This window comes from uncultured Tenacibaculum sp. (assembly GCF_947494125.1).
Classification (GTDB): domain Bacteria; phylum Bacteroidota; class Bacteroidia; order Flavobacteriales; family Flavobacteriaceae; genus Polaribacter.
Map to the genome: position 1 here is coordinate 450,375 of NZ_CANLTU010000001.1, position 16,028 is coordinate 466,402.

At 30.5% G+C, this 16,028-nt stretch carries 14 protein-coding genes and 1 tRNA gene; 10 read left to right on the forward strand and 5 right to left on the reverse strand.

Features of this window, described 5'->3' with window-relative positions:
• Positions 1–3: 3 nt before the first annotated feature.
• A complete protein-coding gene (locus Q0881_RS01995) occupies positions 4–696 on the reverse strand; it encodes a phosphoribosyltransferase family protein (protein WP_299156453.1) in 693 nt (230 codons plus the stop codon).
• A gap of 51 nt (positions 697–747) precedes the next feature.
• Here Q0881_RS01995 and Q0881_RS02000 point away from each other — a divergent pair, with 51 nt between their 5' ends.
• From Q0881_RS02000 to Q0881_RS02020, 5 genes are all read left to right on the forward strand, one after another.
• Entirely contained in the window at positions 748–1,308 is a 561-nt protein-coding gene (locus Q0881_RS02000) for an rRNA adenine N-6-methyltransferase family protein (RefSeq protein ID WP_299156455.1), read from the forward strand.
• Positions 1,309–1,351: 43 nt separating this feature from the next.
• Positions 1,352–2,260, forward strand: coding sequence for a hypothetical protein (locus tag Q0881_RS02005; RefSeq protein WP_299156456.1), 909 nt, complete (start codon positions 1,352–1,354; stop codon positions 2,258–2,260).
• A 49-nt stretch (positions 2,261–2,309) separates the two neighbouring features.
• Entirely contained in the window at positions 2,310–3,209 is a 900-nt protein-coding gene (locus tag Q0881_RS02010) for a hypothetical protein (protein WP_299156458.1), read from the forward strand.
• A gap of 101 nt (positions 3,210–3,310) precedes the next feature.
• On the forward strand, positions 3,311–4,852 hold the full coding sequence (locus tag Q0881_RS02015) for a glycine--tRNA ligase (protein WP_299156460.1): 1,542 nt from the start codon (positions 3,311–3,313) through the stop codon (positions 4,850–4,852).
• Between the two features lie 83 nt (positions 4,853–4,935).
• Positions 4,936–5,160 carry a hypothetical protein gene (locus Q0881_RS02020; RefSeq protein WP_299156462.1) on the forward strand — a complete coding sequence of 75 codons (225 nt, stop codon included), beginning with the start codon at positions 4,936–4,938 and terminating at the stop codon, positions 5,158–5,160.
• 27 nt (positions 5,161–5,187) lie between these two features.
• On the opposite strand, the gene Q0881_RS02025 is transcribed toward Q0881_RS02020, so the two are convergent.
• The 4 genes from Q0881_RS02025 to Q0881_RS02040 all read right to left on the reverse strand — a co-directional run bounded on the left by Q0881_RS02025 (position 5,188) and on the right by Q0881_RS02040 (position 8,860).
• Complete coding sequence (locus tag Q0881_RS02025; protein WP_299156464.1) at positions 5,188–6,567, reverse strand: DEAD/DEAH box helicase; 1,380 nt, start codon at positions 6,565–6,567, stop codon at positions 5,188–5,190.
• 129 nt (positions 6,568–6,696) lie between these two features.
• Complete coding sequence (locus Q0881_RS02030) at positions 6,697–6,948, reverse strand: hypothetical protein (protein WP_299156466.1); 252 nt, start codon at positions 6,946–6,948, stop codon at positions 6,697–6,699.
• A gap of 77 nt (positions 6,949–7,025) precedes the next feature.
• Positions 7,026–7,991, reverse strand: a complete 966-nt coding sequence (locus tag Q0881_RS02035) for a succinylglutamate desuccinylase/aspartoacylase family protein (protein ID WP_299156468.1) — start codon at positions 7,989–7,991, stop codon at positions 7,026–7,028.
• Positions 7,961–8,860, reverse strand: a complete 900-nt coding sequence (locus Q0881_RS02040) for a RimK family alpha-L-glutamate ligase (RefSeq protein ID WP_299156470.1) — start codon at positions 8,858–8,860, stop codon at positions 7,961–7,963. Before Q0881_RS02040 ends, Q0881_RS02035 begins: the two co-directional genes overlap by 31 nt.
• 141 nt (positions 8,861–9,001) lie before the next feature.
• Between Q0881_RS02040 and Q0881_RS02045 the strand changes: the two genes are divergently transcribed.
• The 5 genes from Q0881_RS02045 to Q0881_RS02065 all read left to right on the forward strand — a co-directional run bounded on the left by Q0881_RS02045 (position 9,002) and on the right by Q0881_RS02065 (position 16,026).
• The gene (locus Q0881_RS02045) at positions 9,002–11,818 is read left to right on the forward strand and encodes a glycosyl hydrolase (protein ID WP_299156472.1); all 2,817 of its coding nucleotides are present in this window, start codon (positions 9,002–9,004) and stop codon (positions 11,816–11,818) included.
• Between the two features lie 53 nt (positions 11,819–11,871).
• On the forward strand, positions 11,872–12,084 hold the full coding sequence (locus tag Q0881_RS02050) for a zinc ribbon domain-containing protein (RefSeq protein WP_299156474.1): 213 nt from the start codon (positions 11,872–11,874) through the stop codon (positions 12,082–12,084).
• A gap of 23 nt (positions 12,085–12,107) precedes the next feature.
• Positions 12,108–12,470: a dihydroneopterin aldolase gene (folB, locus tag Q0881_RS02055; RefSeq protein WP_299156476.1), complete on the forward strand. Its 363-nt coding sequence runs from the start codon at positions 12,108–12,110 to the stop codon at positions 12,468–12,470.
• Between the two features lie 55 nt (positions 12,471–12,525).
• Positions 12,526–12,596: transfer RNA gene (locus Q0881_RS02060), tRNA-Cys, on the forward strand.
• 151 nt (positions 12,597–12,747) lie between these two features.
• Positions 12,748–16,026 (forward strand): hypothetical protein, encoded by a 3,279-nt coding sequence (locus Q0881_RS02065; RefSeq protein WP_299156478.1) that lies wholly within the window; start codon positions 12,748–12,750, stop codon positions 16,024–16,026.
• The last annotated feature ends 2 nt before the right edge of the window (positions 16,027–16,028 follow it).

Sequence of the window (16,028 nt, forward strand, 5' to 3'; positions counted from 1 at the left end):
AAATTATAGATTTTGTGTATATGCCATGGTAGCTATACTTATGGTTATATCTTTTGTTTTTAACAGTTCTTTACAGCAGGTTTCAAGAGTTGCTCCAGTAGTTATAACATCGTCTATAAGTAACACGTGTTTTTTTTCTAGGAAGTTGTAATTTTTTAATTTAAACTTAGTTTTATTATCAGAAAAACGTTCAAAACGTTCTTTTAAAGTCTGTGTTTTTGAGACAGAGACTTTAATTAATATATCAGGTATATATTTAATGGTTAAAATATTACTTAAAGTTTGCCCAAATTTTGTAAGTTGGTTATATCCTCTAGTTTTTAATTTTTTCGAATGAAGAGGTACGGGAATTATATAATCTATATTATTGAAAATACCAGACTCTTTTAATTGAGTACCAAACCAGTTACCAATAAAAGAACCTATTTGTTGTTGGTTTTTATATTTTAATTCATGAATAATTTTTTGAGTTATCCCATGTTTTTGGTAATATAAAAATGACCGAATACTTTTTATTGGTACCTTTCCAAAAAAAGTGGATTCTAGTGTAACATTTGTGTGTGGGTTGTCGTCAATAATAGGAAGGTCATTATTGCAAACAGTACATAAGTACTTTTCATTTTGTAATAATGTTACCTCACAATTAACACATATATTAGGATAAAATAAACAGAATATTTCTTTTAAATATTGCATCTTTACAAGCAGTTTTTAGAAGAAAGATACAAAAACCTAAGAGAAAGTATTTTGAGTAAGAAATTTAATTTTTTTAAAGAAGCAGTAAAAAACTATAAAACATCAGGGACTATTGTCCCTAGTTCTAGGTATTTAGCAGGTAAAATGTTAAGGGGGATAAACTTTTCAAAGGCAAAAGTTATAGTAGAATTAGGACCAGGAAATGGTGCAATCACACACGACATTTTGAAAAGAATTCAACCAGATGCTGTTGTAATATGTTTTGAAATTAATGATGCTTTTTATAATGAATTAAAAAAAATAAAACATCCACAGCTAATTGTTTTAAAAGCTTCAGCAGAAGAAATAAAAAGTGAAATTGAAAAACTAGGATATGGAAAAGCAGATCATATCGTTTCAAGTTTACCATTAACAATAATACCAAAGGAAATATCTCATAATATTTTATTAGAAAGTCATCAATTTTTGCATAATAAAGGAATGTTTATTCAATACCAATATAGCTTAACTTATTATAAAAAATTAAAAGAGGTTTTTGGAAATAATATAACTTTAAGTTTTGAGCCTTTTAACTTTCCGCCAGCATTTGTATACAAGTGTATTAAAAAATAGTATATTAGCGCAGAACACACCAAAATGTTCATCATAACCCCAAATGATGATTACCATACCAAAGTTGAAAAATAACGGCATTGTCGCCTTTTTGATGGTTTTAATAATTACCATTGGGTATCTGTCATACCAAAATGCCAGTGATTATGCGGAATTAAAAAATGTCTTTGATTTAGAGAAGAAAGAACTGGAAATGGAACTAAACATTGTTATAAAAGACTACGAAGATGTGAGTTTTAATAAAAATGAAGTTTCGTTAAAACTTAGAGATGAACTTCATAAAATAATAAAACTTAGAGATACTATTCAAAACTTAAAAGCTATAGATTACGGACTAATTCGTTTTTATAGAAAGAGAATAGCCAATCTAGCGAAACAAAACAAAATTCTTTTCACTCAAATAGATTCATTAAATCATATAAATAATGAACTTGAAACAAAAAACGATAGTGTAAAAGAAGTTTTACTAGAAAAAGAAAGTCAAAATACTCAACTAAAGAGCAAAAATTATTTTTTAGGACAGGAAAAAAAGGTTTTAAAAGAGAAGATTGCCGTAGCTGAAATTATTGAAATATCTTCAATAAAGGTTGAGGCAATGAAGAAAAAAAGAAGTAATAGGTATACATCTACTTCAAGGTCAAGTAAAACAGATGCTTTTAAAGTAGAGTTTAATTTATTAGAAAATAAAATTATTACAGAAGGAGTTAAACCCATTTATATTCAAATAATGGATGAGAACAAAAATATTGTTGCTCCATCTAAAGAAGTAAAATTAAAAAATAGAGAGAAGATATTAAGTAGTGATATTTTGATGGCAGAATATCATAATAAACAATTATCTGTTATCTCATTTGTTAATGTAAATCGAGAAAACATTAAAAGAGGATCTTACTTTATTAAGGTTTTCGTAGATGGTGTTTTTTCAGGCAATTCAATTGTGAAACTTAAATAAAAAAATGAAATAAAAACTATTAATTAAACCCCGATAAATCCCCTAAATTATGACTCCCCAAAAAAGAAAGAGCGCACTTATTGTTGTGCTGTTAATGCTCACATTATTTCTAACGCTGTTTTCGTTTCAGAAATCAAGCCAATATACAGATCTTAAAAAAATATTTCAAGAAGAAAAGACTGACTTAGAGAAAGAGTTAGACGAAATGATTAAGGATTATACCGATGTTGTAGTAAGGAAAAAACGTCTTTCTAAAAGATTAAAAGTCGAATTGGTTAAAATGAAAGAACTTCGTGATTCTATTAAAAACTTACGAACGGATAATTACAACTTAATTAGAAAATATAGAAGGAAGATTGTCTCTTTAGAAAGAGAAAACAGAAACTTGTTTATAAGGGTAGATTCTCTTAGTACTGCAAATAATGCATTAGTTCAAGAAAATGTAATTACAAATGAAATTTTGCAACAAAAAGAAACGATCAATGTTTCTTTAACAGAGAAAAATAAAGAGTTAACAGAAAAGCAAAAAGCACTTGAAGAGAAGGTTGCAATTGGAGGAGTTATTAAAACGAGTCCGGTTAAAGCAATTGCGATGAAAGAGCGTAGTAGCGGAAAACTAACTTCTACATCAAGATCAAGTAGAACAGATGCATTTAAAATAAACTTTGATTTATTAAAAAACCTAATAACGAATGCAGGAGAAAAATCTGTTTATATTCAAATAATAGATGAAAATAAAAAAGTTGTAGCGCCAAAAGGGGTTACGAACTTAAAAGACGGAGGTAAAATACAGTATACCGACTCTATTGAAGTTAACTATAATAATGATAGATTAAGTTTAGTATCATTAGTTTTAGTGAACAGAGATGATATAAATAAAGGAAAATATACAGTAAGCGCCTTTGTAGATGGCGTATATTCTGGAGCAACAACGTTAAAACTCAGATAAACAATAATTAAAATAGAAGAAAAAAGTGAAGAATTAAATGAATTCTTCACTTTTTTCTTTTAGAATAGCGTTAGTTTAAATCCTTATTTTATTTTTGCACCATGGCAAAACAAGAAGATCAATTTAAAAAAGTATTATCGCATGCTAAGGAGTATGGTTATGTATTTCAATCATCTGAAATTTATGATGGTTTAAGTGCGGTATACGATTATGCTCAAAATGGAGTAGAATTAAAGAAGAACATTAGAGATTATTGGTGGAAAGCAATGGTGCAAATGCATGAAAACATTGTAGGAATAGACGCATCGATATTAATGCATCCAACTACTTGGAAAGCATCAGGTCACGTAGATGCATTTAATGATCCATTAATTGATAATAAAGATTCTAAGAAAAGATACAGAGCTGATGTTTTAGTAGAAGATTATTGTGCTAAAATTGAAGGTAAAATAGAGAAGGAAGTTAAAAAAGCAGCGAAACGCTTTGGAGAAGCTTTTAATAAAGAGGAATTTCTTGCTACAAATGGCCGTGTTTTAGGATACCAAGAAAAAATTAATACAATTTTAAGTCGACTTGGGAAATCTTTAGAAAATGAAGATTTAGCAGATGTTAAAACCTTAATTGAAGAGCTGGAAATAGCAGACCCTTTAACAGGTTCTAAAAATTGGACAGACGTTAAACAGTTTAATTTAATGTTTGGAACAAAATTAGGAGCTTCTGCAGAAACAGCGATGGATTTATATTTACGACCAGAAACAGCACAGGGAATTTTTGTAAATTTCTTAAATGTGCAAAAAACGGGTCGAATGAAGATTCCTTTTGGAATTGCGCAAACAGGAAAAGCTTTCCGTAACGAAATCGTTGCACGTCAGTTTATTTTTAGAATGCGTGAGTTTGAGCAAATGGAGATGCAATTTTTTGTAAAGCCAGGAACACAGAAAGAATGGTATACCCAATGGAAAGAAACACGTTTAAAATGGCATTTAAGCTTAGGAATGGGAGCCGATAATTATCGTTTCCATGACCATGAAAAATTAGCACATTATGCAGATGCAGCTGCTGATATTGAATTTAAGTTTCCATTTGGTTTTAAAGAATTAGAAGGAATTCATTCTCGTACTGATTTTGATTTAAAAGCACATGAAGAACATTCAGGAAAGAAATTACAATATTTCGATCATGAAGAAAATAAAAACTATGTACCTTATGTAGTAGAGACATCAATAGGGTTAGATAGAATGTTTTTAGCAGTATTTTCAAATTCTTTACAAGAAGAAGAATTAGAAAATGGAACAACAAGAACAGTTTTAAAATTACCAGCAGTTTTAGCGCCAACAAAAGCAGCGGTTTTACCATTAGTTAAAAAAGATGGATTGCCAGAAGTTGCACGTAAAATTGTGGAAGATTTAAAATGGGACTTCAATGTGTCTTATGATGAAAAGGATGCTGTAGGACGCCGTTATCGTCGTCAAGACGCAAATGGTACACCATTTTGTATTACTGTAGATCATGATACGTTAAAAGATAATTCTGTAACTATTCGTCATAGAGATACTATGGAGCAAAAGCGTGTAGCTATTGCTGAGTTAAGAGATATTATTAAACAAGAAGTGGATGTTAAAAACTGGTTACAAAAAATGTAATTGAGTATTTTATATAAAACAAAAAATCCTATCATAGTAAATGTGATAGGATTTTTTATTTTTGCATCATTAAATAACAAACAATGAAAACTTTATTAAAAATACTATTTGTTATCTTTATATTATGGATGGTTATAGGAGGTTATCTTTTAAACACGGAACATCCAAAGGCACAAATAGTAATGGGTTTAGGTGTTTTATTCATGTCGTTTATCTTAATGCCTACATTTATTTATTATAGATATAAAGATGGTAAGTATAAAAAATATGTTATAAATAACAATCAAAATAAAAAAGCTGATAATTAATTATCAGCTTTTTTATTATAGACAATCCTAGTTATTAGGATTTTTATTATTTCTTCTTCTATTATTTCTTTTTTTAGGCTTGTTGTTTTTTGGGCCAGTAGAAGATTCGTTCTTTTTATTATTTCTAGATCTTCCTTCCTTTTTTTCTGAAGAATTATTAGAGTTGTCTCTTTTAGGTTTTCTGTCTACGGCACCTCTATGCGTAGCGCCAACACCTTTTTTCTTTTTAGAAGAACTCTTTTTTTGTGTAGAAGCTCTTTTGGGACCAGCAGTATCAATAGGTTCATAGCCTTCAATAACTTCGGTTTTCAGCTTTTGTTTTAAGATTTTCTCTATCTCTTTTTGGTATTCAGTTTCTTCGCTACAAACTAAAGAAATAGCTTCACCTTTGGCACCAGCTCTACCAGTTCTACCAATTCTATGCACATAATCTTCAGGTACATTAGGCAATTCGAAATTTATAACGTGAGGTAATAATGGAATATCAATACCACGAGCAGCAATATCAGTTGCTACAAGGACTCTATTAGTGTTGTTTTTAAAGTTAGCAAGGGCTTTAGTTCTAGCTCCTTGACTTTTATTTCCATGAATAGCAGCTGCAGAAACACCAGCTTTAACTAATTTTTCAGTTAATTTGTTAGCGCCATGTTTGGTTCTTGTAAAAATTAAAACCTGACTCCAGTTTCCATCTTTAATTAAGTTTATAACAACTTCTGTCTTTTTTCCTTTATCAACTGAATAAACTTTTTGAGAAACTTTATCAGCGGTTGAATTTTGTGGAGCAGCTTCAACAGAAACAGGATTTCTTAAAATCCCTTCAGCAAGCTTCTTTATTTCTTTCGAAAAAGTGGCAGAAAACAATAAGTTCTGACGCTTTGTAGGCATAAAACTTATTATTTTGTTGATATCTCTAACAAAACCCATGTCTAACATTCTGTCTGCTTCATCTAAAATAAGAACATCAACTCGTTTGAATGATACTGCTTTTTGATCATGTAAATCTAATAATCTACCAGGAGTAGCAACTAATATATCTACACCTTGTTTTAAAGTTTTAATTTGGGTAGAGGCTTTTACGCCACCAAAAACCACTGCAGATTTTATATTTAAATAGGTACTGTATTCTCTTACATTATCATAAACTTGAGCAGCTAACTCTCTTGTAGGAGTTAATACTAATGCTCTTAATGGGCGGTATTTTGGGTGTTTAGTTTCGGCTAATCGTTGTAACACAGGTAAAGTAAAACCAGCGGTTTTTCCGGTACCGGTTTGTGCAGAAGCTAATACATCTTTTCCTTCTAAAATGTATGGTATTGCTTTTTCTTGAATTTGAGAAGGGGTATCGTATCCTTTTTCTTTGATGGCTTTTAATAAAGCATCAGATAAGCCTAAAGATTTAAATGTCATATATATTTTTTCAGAAACACTTATAATAAGTATCTCTATGAAGCCGCAAAGATACTGCTATTTATTAGGAAGTGTTATAAATAAAAAAAGACGTCATTATGACGTCCTTTAAATTCAGTATTTTTTAACTTATTTTTTCATTACGCTTTTAATAAGTCCAATAATAACCATTAAAACACCACCACCAACACCACTACCAACAATATTGCCAATAATACCAGAAATATCAATATTTAACATGCCTAATAATTGAGCTCCAAGACCACCACCAAGAATACCTACAACAGAATTCCAAAGTGTACCCATTGAATACTTTTTTAATAAAGCACCAGCAATATTACCACCAACGGCACCACTTAATAAGCTAATAATTAATTCCATAATTTACTGTTTTATAATTAGTTAATTGAATCTAAAGAAAGTGAAAAATAATTAATAAAACAAATAAAATCAGTTACTTAGACGCTTCCTATGTGGAATAATGCATCGCCCATGTTTACAATTGGAAAGTTGTTTTTAGCAATGATATAGCCGTCAAAAGGAGCTTTTATGTGAAAATTAGTTTTACCATAAGTATCCATAATATTACCTAAAACTTGTCCTTTTTTTATCTTGGTTCCATTTTCAATTTTAGTATTAAATAGACCAGCTACTTTGGCACGTACCCATTTTCGTTTTTCAATTTGAATAGATGATGAGTTTTTGGGTATTTCAACATTATCATGAATCATTTTAAAGTGCTTTAAAATTCTAAGAGTTCCATTGATCCCTTGCTGAATGGCATTTTCATCTAAACGTAATGATTCTCCTCCTTCATAAACAATTACAGGAATATTGTTTTTAAAACATTGATTTCTAAAAGATTTAGGGATTAGTTTTGAGCCAAATATGATAGGAGCATTAAATAATTTAGCTAATTTATAGCCTCGATCATCTTCAGGAGTGTATCTAATTTGTGGAAAGTTATTTCTTTGAGCACCACCAGTATGAAAATCGATTGCAAAATCAATATTTTTAGTAAGCTCCCTTATTAAATAATATGCCATTCTACTTGCTAAAGATCCAGATTTCGACCCTGGAAAACTTCTATTAACATCTTTTCCATGCATATAACGTGATAAACTTAGAAAACCAAAAATATTTAGTAAAGGAACTACAATAACACAACCACGGTGTATTTTGTAGGATTTGTCAATTAGCATTCTACGTACAAGTTCAATACTATTTACTTCATCACCATGTAAACCACCTTGTAATAAAATAGTTGGGCCAACTTCATCACCATTAAAAACATATACAGGAATTTCAATAAGAGTTCCTGTAGGTAATCTATCAATTGGAATTCTAATTAATTTAGACTCACCTAAACCTATTTTATTTCCACGTATTTCAATTATTTCATTTTTAAACTCTTGTTCAAACATTTTTCTTCTAAAAATTTAATGATAGCCTTGGCTATATTATCTTTTGTATACGCTTCAATTCCTTGTAGTCCAGGTGTCGAATTAACTTCAATTAACAAAGGGCCTCTTTTAGATCGTATTAAATCAACACCAGTAACGGGTAATCTTAAATATTGAGCAGCTTTTATAGCTATTTCTTCTTCTTTAGGAGTTAAATTTACTTTAAAACCATTACCACCTCTATGAATATTAGAACGAAAATCATCCTCTAGTCCTTTTCTTTTCATTGAAGAAACTACTTGATCACCAACAACAAAAGCACGAATATCTTCGCTATTACTTTCTTGTATAAATTCTTGTAATAAAATACTGGTATTAGTACCATACATGGTATCGATAATAGATTTTGCAGACTTTTTACTTTCAGCTAAAATAACACCAGAACCATGAGTTCCTTCTTGTAGTTTAATTATAATTGGAGCACCACCTAATAAATCTATTTGTTCACTAATATTTTCAGGATTTACAGAAAATAAGGTGTCTGGAATAGGTATGTTTTTACGATTCATTATTTGTAAAGTGCGAACCTTATTTTGAGCTCGTAAAATTCCTAAAGAGGTAGCAACGCTGTATACACCATTCATTTCAAATTCTTTAACAACAGCAGCTCCATGACGAGTTGCCGAAGCGCCAATTCTAGGTATAATTACATCCGGAATATTAATAATGTTTTCTCCTTCGTATATAATTTCAGGCTTACCATTTGTTAGTTTTATAGAACATTTTAAATGATTTATAATTCTAATTTTATGTCCTCTACGATGTGCTTCTTTATATATTCTTTGTGTAGAATATATTTGGTCACTAACTGAAAGAATAAAAATATTCATAGTTATGTTGTTCAAATTACACAAATCTAACATTTTTTTGCATAGAGAAAATTGTTTTTTATAGCTATAAGAAAATGTTCTGTTAATTTTTTTGAAAAGATATATACATGGAGTACTTTCATACACTCTAAACCAAACAAAATGAAAGCGATTAGTAAAGTTTTTATAGCGCTATTACCTTATGCGTTAGTAGCACAACAGGCTACTTCTCCTAAAATAATTAAAGAATCATTACAGCAAAAAGAAGCATTAACAAAAACATCAATTGTTAAAAGCATTTCTTTTGAAAACATTGGACCTACAGTAATGAGTGGGCGTGTAGTTGATATAGATGTAAACCCAGAGAATACTACCGAATTTTATGTTGGATATGCATCAGGTGGATTATGGTATACGAATAATAATGGAACAACATTTACACCTGTATTAGATAGTTCTCCAACACAAAATGTAGGAGATATTGCAGTAGATTGGAAAAACGGAACGCTTTGGGTTGGTACTGGAGAAAATAATTCATCACGATCGTCATACGCAGGAATTGGAATTTTAAAGTCTACAGATAAAGGTAAAACATGGGAAAATGTAGGCTTATATGATAGTCAACATATAGGTCGAATTTTAATAAATCCAAATAACCCAGATGAGGTTATTGTAGGAGTTATTGGTCATTTGTATTCTTCTAATAATGAACGAGGTATTTTTAAAACAATGGATGGTGGTAAAACTTGGAAAAAAACACTGTTTATAAATGAAAATACAGGGATTATAGATGTGCAACAAGCACCTACTAATTTTAATGTACTATATGCAGCAGCTTGGGAACGCAATAGAAAAGCTTGGAATTTTGATGGTGATGGAAAAAACTCTGCAATTTATAAATCGATAGATGCAGGAAATACGTGGACTAAAATATCTGATAATAATGGTTTTCCTAATGGGAAAAGTGTTGGTAGAATTGGTTTAGCAGTTTTTAATGAGAATACAGTATATGCTTTTCATGACAGTCAGTTTAGAAGAAAAAAGGAAAAGAAAAAAGATAAAGAATCGAATGCATTAACAAAAGACGATTTTAAAACCATGTCTGTAAGCGATTTTTTAAAATTGAAAGATAAAAAACTAAATAGCTATTTAAAACTGAATGGTTTTCAAGAAAAATATAGAGCAGAAAATGTAAAACAAATGGTGCGTTCAGGATCTGTAAAGCCAAACGATTTAGCAAAGTATTTAGAAAATGCAAATACCTTATTGTTTGATACACCAGTAATAGGAGCAGAAGTATTTAAAACAACGAACGGAGGGAAAAACTGGAAAAAAACACATGAAGGATATTTAGATGACTTATATTATTCTTACGGATATTATTTTGGAGAAATACGCGTAGATCTACAAGATGAAAAAGGAATTTATGTATTAGGAGTTCCTATTTTAAAATCGAAAGATGGAGGGAAAACATTTACATCAATAAGTAAAGAAAATGTACATGCCGACCATCAAGCTTTATGGGTAAACTCTAAAAAGAAAGGACATTTAATTGACGGAAATGATGGAGGTTTAAATATATCTTATGATGATGGAGAGAGTTGGACAAAGTTAAATCAGCCAGCGGTAGGTCAATTTTATACAGTATATGCAGATAATCAGAAAAACTATAAAGTATACGGAGGTTTACAAGATAACGGTGTTTGGGTAGCAAGCAATAATGCAAAAATAAATAAGCGTTGGAAGCAAACAGGAAAAAATCCATATGAGAGCCTTATGGGAGGTGATGGTATGCAAGTTGCCGTTGACGATAGAAACCCAAATATTGTATATACAGGGTATCAGTTTGGTAATTACTTCCGTATTAATAGAAAAACTGGAGCGCAAAAATACATTCAACCAAAGCATAAATTAGGAGAGATACCTTACCGTTTTAATTGGCAGACACCAATTCAATTGTCAAAACATAATCAGGATATACTATACTTAGGAGGAAATAAATTGCATCGTTCATTAGATAAAGGAGACACATGGGAAACCATTTCAGAAGATTTAACGCAAGGAGGAAAAAAAGGTAATGTTGCATATGGAACGTTAACTACTATATCAGAAAGTCCATTTCAATTTGGATTAATTTATGTGGGTACAGATGATGGAATTGTGCAGGTTACTAAAAATGGAGGAGGTAGTTGGGAGAAAATCTCAAATACTTTACCACAAAATTTATGGGTAAGTAGAGTAATAGCTTCAAAGCATAAAAAAGAAAGAGTGTATGTTACTTTAAATGGCTATCGTTGGGATGATTTTAATACATACGTATACATGTCTGATGATTATGGAAAGACATGGAAAAATATAAGTAGCAACATTCCAGTTTCGCCAGCAAATGTAATTAAAGAAGATCCAAAAAAAGAAAATATAGTGTATTTGGGTACAGATAATGGTTTGTATGTATCATTCAATAACGGAACTGAATGGCAGTCATTCAAAAAAGGATTGCCAAATGTAGCCGTACACGATTTGGTAATTCAACCAACAGCAAAACATTTAATTGTGGGTACTCATGGTCGTAGCTTGTATAAAGCAAACGTAGCACCGCTGCAAGATTTTAAAAATGAAGAAACATTATTTTCGATAAATAAAATTAGAAAAAGTAATTTTTGGGGAAGTTCATGGAGTAAATGGTTAAAACCAAATACACCTAAAATATCGATTCCTTTTTATGTAAATGAAAATAAAAATGTTACAATAAACATTTATGCAGGCGATATCTTGGTAAATACACTAAAAAAGGATGTTGAAAAAGGATTTAATGAGGTGATTTATGATGCTTCTTTTTCTAAAAAAGGAAGAAAAGAGTATACAAAAAAGCATAAAGATGCTATTATAAAGAAAGCTAAAAACGGAGTTTATTATTTGCCAAAAGGAAAGTATTCATTAGAGTTTTCAGGAAAAAAGCAGATTTTAGAAATAAAATAAAGTGTAACATTTTTTAACTTCACTACTCTAATAAGTATAAAAAACAAAAGAAAATGAACAAACCATTAAATTACACCTGTCCAAAATGTAACAATCATACCTATGATGTAAGCGAAATGAGAGCTACGGGAGGAACGTTGTCTAAAATTTTTGATGTACAAAATAAAAAATTCACGAGTGTAACTTGCCAAAGATGCAGTTATACAGAATTTTATAAAGCAAGTACAAGTGCATTAAGTAATGTTTTCGATTTCTTTACAAATTAAGAAACAATAGTATCTTTGCCCGCATGGGAATTATAAGAGTAAACAATATTCGTTTATTTACCAATCATGGATGTTTAGATGAAGAAGGTAAAATAGGTTCAGAATATAGAGTAGACATTGAGGTAAAAGCAGATTTACAAAAATCGGCAAAAACAGATGAATTAGTTGATACAGTAGACTATGTTCATTTAAATCATATAGTAAAAGAAGAAATGGCTATTCGTTCTAAGTTATTGGAGCATGTAGCACAAAGAATTCTTGATAGAATCTTTAAAGAGATACAACTGGTTGAAGAAGCGGAGGTTAGCGTTTCAAAAATTAACCCGCCAATAGGAGGGAATGTAGGCGAAGTTGTTATCGTTTTAAAAGATGTGCGTAAAAGTTAAAAAAAGCTTGCAAAAAAGGATAAAAACTGTAAATTTGCAGTCCTTATCAATATAAGGTGTCGTGGCCGAGTGGCTAGGCAGTGGTCTGCAACACCATCTACAGCGGTTCGAATCCGCTCGACACCTCAAAAAAAGCGTATCTATTATAGGTACGCTTTTTTGTTGTTTTTATATGAATGTTTGTTGAGTATTAGGAAGTTATTTGTGTTTTAATATAATTGTTATACATTTGTATTGCTAAATGAAAAAATAAATTGCTAATTCAATAATAAACTTTATGAGAATATTAATCATAAGCATTTTTACAATGCTTTTATGTGTATTTGTTAATGCACAAGAATTACCTAAAATTATTCCACCTTCGCCAAACGCATCGTCATTGGGAGAATATGGTAAAATTCCAGTAGGACTGTTTTCAGGTACTGCTCAAGTAAATATTCCAATTTGTGGGCTTAAAGAAGGGGGATTATCAGTCCCAATATCTTTAAGTTATAGCTCCAATGGTGTTCGAGTTGACCAAACAGCTTCTAACGTGGGTTTAGGATGGAATTTGAATGCAGGAGGAGTTATTACAAGAGTTGTAATGGATGATGCAGATGAATCCCTAACAGCTACCATACCTAATAATTTTCCAGGTGGAGGAACCCAAGAAATACTTACTTATTTGGAAAATGCTTCAAATTCTGAAGATGGATATGATACTCTTTCTGATATTTATTCTTTTAATTTTACTGGATATACGGGGAAGTTTTTTTTAGATGAAAACAGAATACCTGTATTAATAAATCCCTCACCATTAAAGATAGAAAAAACGCCCAATTCAACTTATGCTTTTAAAATTACTGATCCAAAGGGAACAGTTTTTTGGTTTGGTAATGAAAATTCTACAGAAACAACTATGCAAAGATCAATAGGAGGAGGGCATAGTTTTTGGAGTTTAGAAAGTGCTAGTAGTTGGTATTTAAGTAAGATAGAGTCAATTTCTGGCGAAGAAATAAACTTTAATTACACCAATTTTAATAAAATATATTATGCAGGCTTGTCACAAAGTGTTAGTGCTTCTGGAGATGGGAACACTAATGTATTTCCAGGGCAAGGATTAATATTTTCAGAAGTAAATACCCGATTTGCCCAATTATCATCAATTATTAGTACAACAGGAAAAATAGATTTTACTTATTCTACAAATGTAACTGGGTTTAATAAGTTAGATATTATTGAATTAAGAAATTCCAATAATGATTTAATAAAAAAGCAGCAATTAGCTTATGATATTATAAGTTCAACATTATTGACTTTAAAAAATCCAGATAAACCATATGAAGATCGATATGGGAAGAGATTATTTTTAAAGTCTGTTACCGAAGTTAGTACACAAGGAGTATTAAAGAAACCTTATTTATTATCTTATTATGCCCCAGATAAAATTCCGCCTATGTTTTCATATGCTCAAGATTATTGGGGGTTTTATAATGGAGTTATAACAAATAGGTACTTAGTAAGCGAAGATGATTATTATCTTTATTCGGCAACGAATAATACACTTTTAAAAAATATATTTGAAAATGTTCAAGGAAATAAAAAACCTAATGGAACTTTTGGATTGAATGGAATATTGAAAAAAGTTATATACCCTACAGGTGGATTTAATGAACTTTTATATGAACCACATTCTTATTATGGAACTAAAACTGTTTACCCCCCAAAAACAAATAAAGCACTTAATATCCAAAATGGTGAAGATGGATTTGGAGGGGCTGCTAAAGTTATAACGACTAATGAAATTCCTTTTGCACAAGAAAAAACACCACTTTATTTTAGTGTAGGAAGAGCACCATGTTGGGAGAATGGTTGGCCTGATCATCATATAAAAGGAAGCTTAAGCGTTGAAGTGGCTGATGAAGGTTCAAGTATTTTTCAACCAAAAAATGTTTTATATAATGTGGCAGCAGATGGAAATATAGTTAATATGACTAATAGCATTAATATTTCAGAGAATAATGGTTCTAGTCAATTCTATATAAATTTAAAAAAAGGGGAAAAATATAGGTTTTCTTTACGAGTTACTTTTGAGTGTGTTCGAGGAGATTTTAATTTTTCATATTACGATCAGCCATTAACAGAAGTTGATGCAAATATAGAAGTTGGAGGACTAAGACTAAAACAAGTGATTACTAAAAATGGAGAAGGCAAAGAGGAAGTAAAAAAATATCATTATGGTGGTTTATCTTGTTTAAATTGTTCTAGTGGAAAGGCTGAAAATCCAATACCAGCTATTACTTATAATAGTAATTATTCTATAGAAACTGGACCTCTAGGTGGTACAACAGCTAAAGTTGTAGATCGTCTTACACTTTCATCATCAAATATGTATAATTTATATACAAAACAAGGTGGGCATATAGGTTATGAATCTGTCATTGAAGAATATGGAGATAATTTTGAAGGTGGAGGGATACTTCATAAATACAAAATATCTCCAATAATTAATGCTAACCCTATTCAAGGTACTGTGGTTGTAGGCACTCCTTTTACAAATAATTTTGGAACTGGTCAAGAATTAGAAACATTACAATTTAAAAAACTTGGAGATAATTATATACCGAGTCAAAAGATAAAAAATTTTTATACTACTAACCCTATTTTAAATAAACAGTACTCTTTTTATAATATTAATTTAAGAATAACATTTTCAGGAGGAATACATACGATAGGTGACAGGGTTTCTTATTATAATGTAACAGAATATTATAAAAAATCTCAATGGCATTATTTGAACAGAACCGTTAATACACAATATGATGTAAATGGTTTGAATCCAATCACGAGTACCACAAATTATTTTTATGAGAATACGAGTCATTTACAGCCAACAAGAATAGAAGTGACCAATAGTAAGGGAGAAGTTTTAAAAACAGAAACCGAGTATGCTCATGATGTAAATGACACAAGGTTAATAAATGAACACCGTATCATTGAGCCATTAGAAACGAAGTCTTATAAAAATGGGACACAGTTATCCTATCAAATAACGAAATATGCGAGTAATCATAATCCGTTAAATTTATACTTACCCAGTAAAGTACAAACATTAAAAGGAGTTGAAAATTTAGATAATCCTATAGAAGACCGTATAGTATATCATACATATGATGCTAAAGGGAATCCAACCGAAGTAAGTAAAAAAGACGGAACTCATATTGTGTATATCTGGGGGTATAACCAAACCCAGCCTGTAGCCAAAATAGAGAATGCAACTTTAGCAAATATTCCAAGTGCTACCATTACAAGTATACAAAATGCTTCGAATTTAGATAAAGATGCAGCAAGTGAAAATACTTTACGTACAGCTTTAAATGGGTTACGCGGAGTATCAGCCTTGTCAAAAGCACAGATAACAACTTTTACGTATGATCCATTAATAGGAGCTACGAGTATCACGGATCCGAGAGGACAAACGATGTATTATGAGTATGATGATTTTAATCGTTTACAATTTGTAAAAGATAAGGATAGAAACATATTAAAAGAAACCAAATACAACTATAAAAACTAGTA

Coding starts and splice junctions, on each gene's coding strand:
- Q0881_RS02030 (WP_299156466.1), bottom strand. CDS start 6,948: ATGGAATTAATTATTAGCTTATTAAGTGGTGCCGTTGGTGGTAATATT.
- Q0881_RS02025 (WP_299156464.1), bottom strand. CDS start 6,567: ATGACATTTAAATCTTTAGGCTTATCTGATGCTTTATTAAAAGCCATC.
- Q0881_RS02005 (WP_299156456.1), top strand. CDS start 1,352: ATGATGATTACCATACCAAAGTTGAAAAATAACGGCATTGTCGCCTTT.
- folB (WP_299156476.1), top strand. CDS start 12,108: ATGGGAATTATAAGAGTAAACAATATTCGTTTATTTACCAATCATGGA.
- Q0881_RS02065 (WP_299156478.1), top strand. CDS start 12,748: ATGAGAATATTAATCATAAGCATTTTTACAATGCTTTTATGTGTATTT.
- Q0881_RS02050 (WP_299156474.1), top strand. CDS start 11,872: ATGAACAAACCATTAAATTACACCTGTCCAAAATGTAACAATCATACC.
- Q0881_RS02015 (WP_299156460.1), top strand. CDS start 3,311: ATGGCAAAACAAGAAGATCAATTTAAAAAAGTATTATCGCATGCTAAG.
- Q0881_RS02020 (WP_299156462.1), top strand. CDS start 4,936: ATGAAAACTTTATTAAAAATACTATTTGTTATCTTTATATTATGGATG.
- Q0881_RS02010 (WP_299156458.1), top strand. CDS start 2,310: ATGACTCCCCAAAAAAGAAAGAGCGCACTTATTGTTGTGCTGTTAATG.
- Q0881_RS02040 (WP_299156470.1), bottom strand. CDS start 8,860: ATGAATATTTTTATTCTTTCAGTTAGTGACCAAATATATTCTACACAA.
- Q0881_RS02035 (WP_299156468.1), bottom strand. CDS start 7,991: ATGTTTGAACAAGAGTTTAAAAATGAAATAATTGAAATACGTGGAAAT.
- Q0881_RS02045 (WP_299156472.1), top strand. CDS start 9,002: ATGAAAGCGATTAGTAAAGTTTTTATAGCGCTATTACCTTATGCGTTA.
- Q0881_RS01995 (WP_299156453.1), bottom strand. CDS start 696: ATGCAATATTTAAAAGAAATATTCTGTTTATTTTATCCTAATATATGT.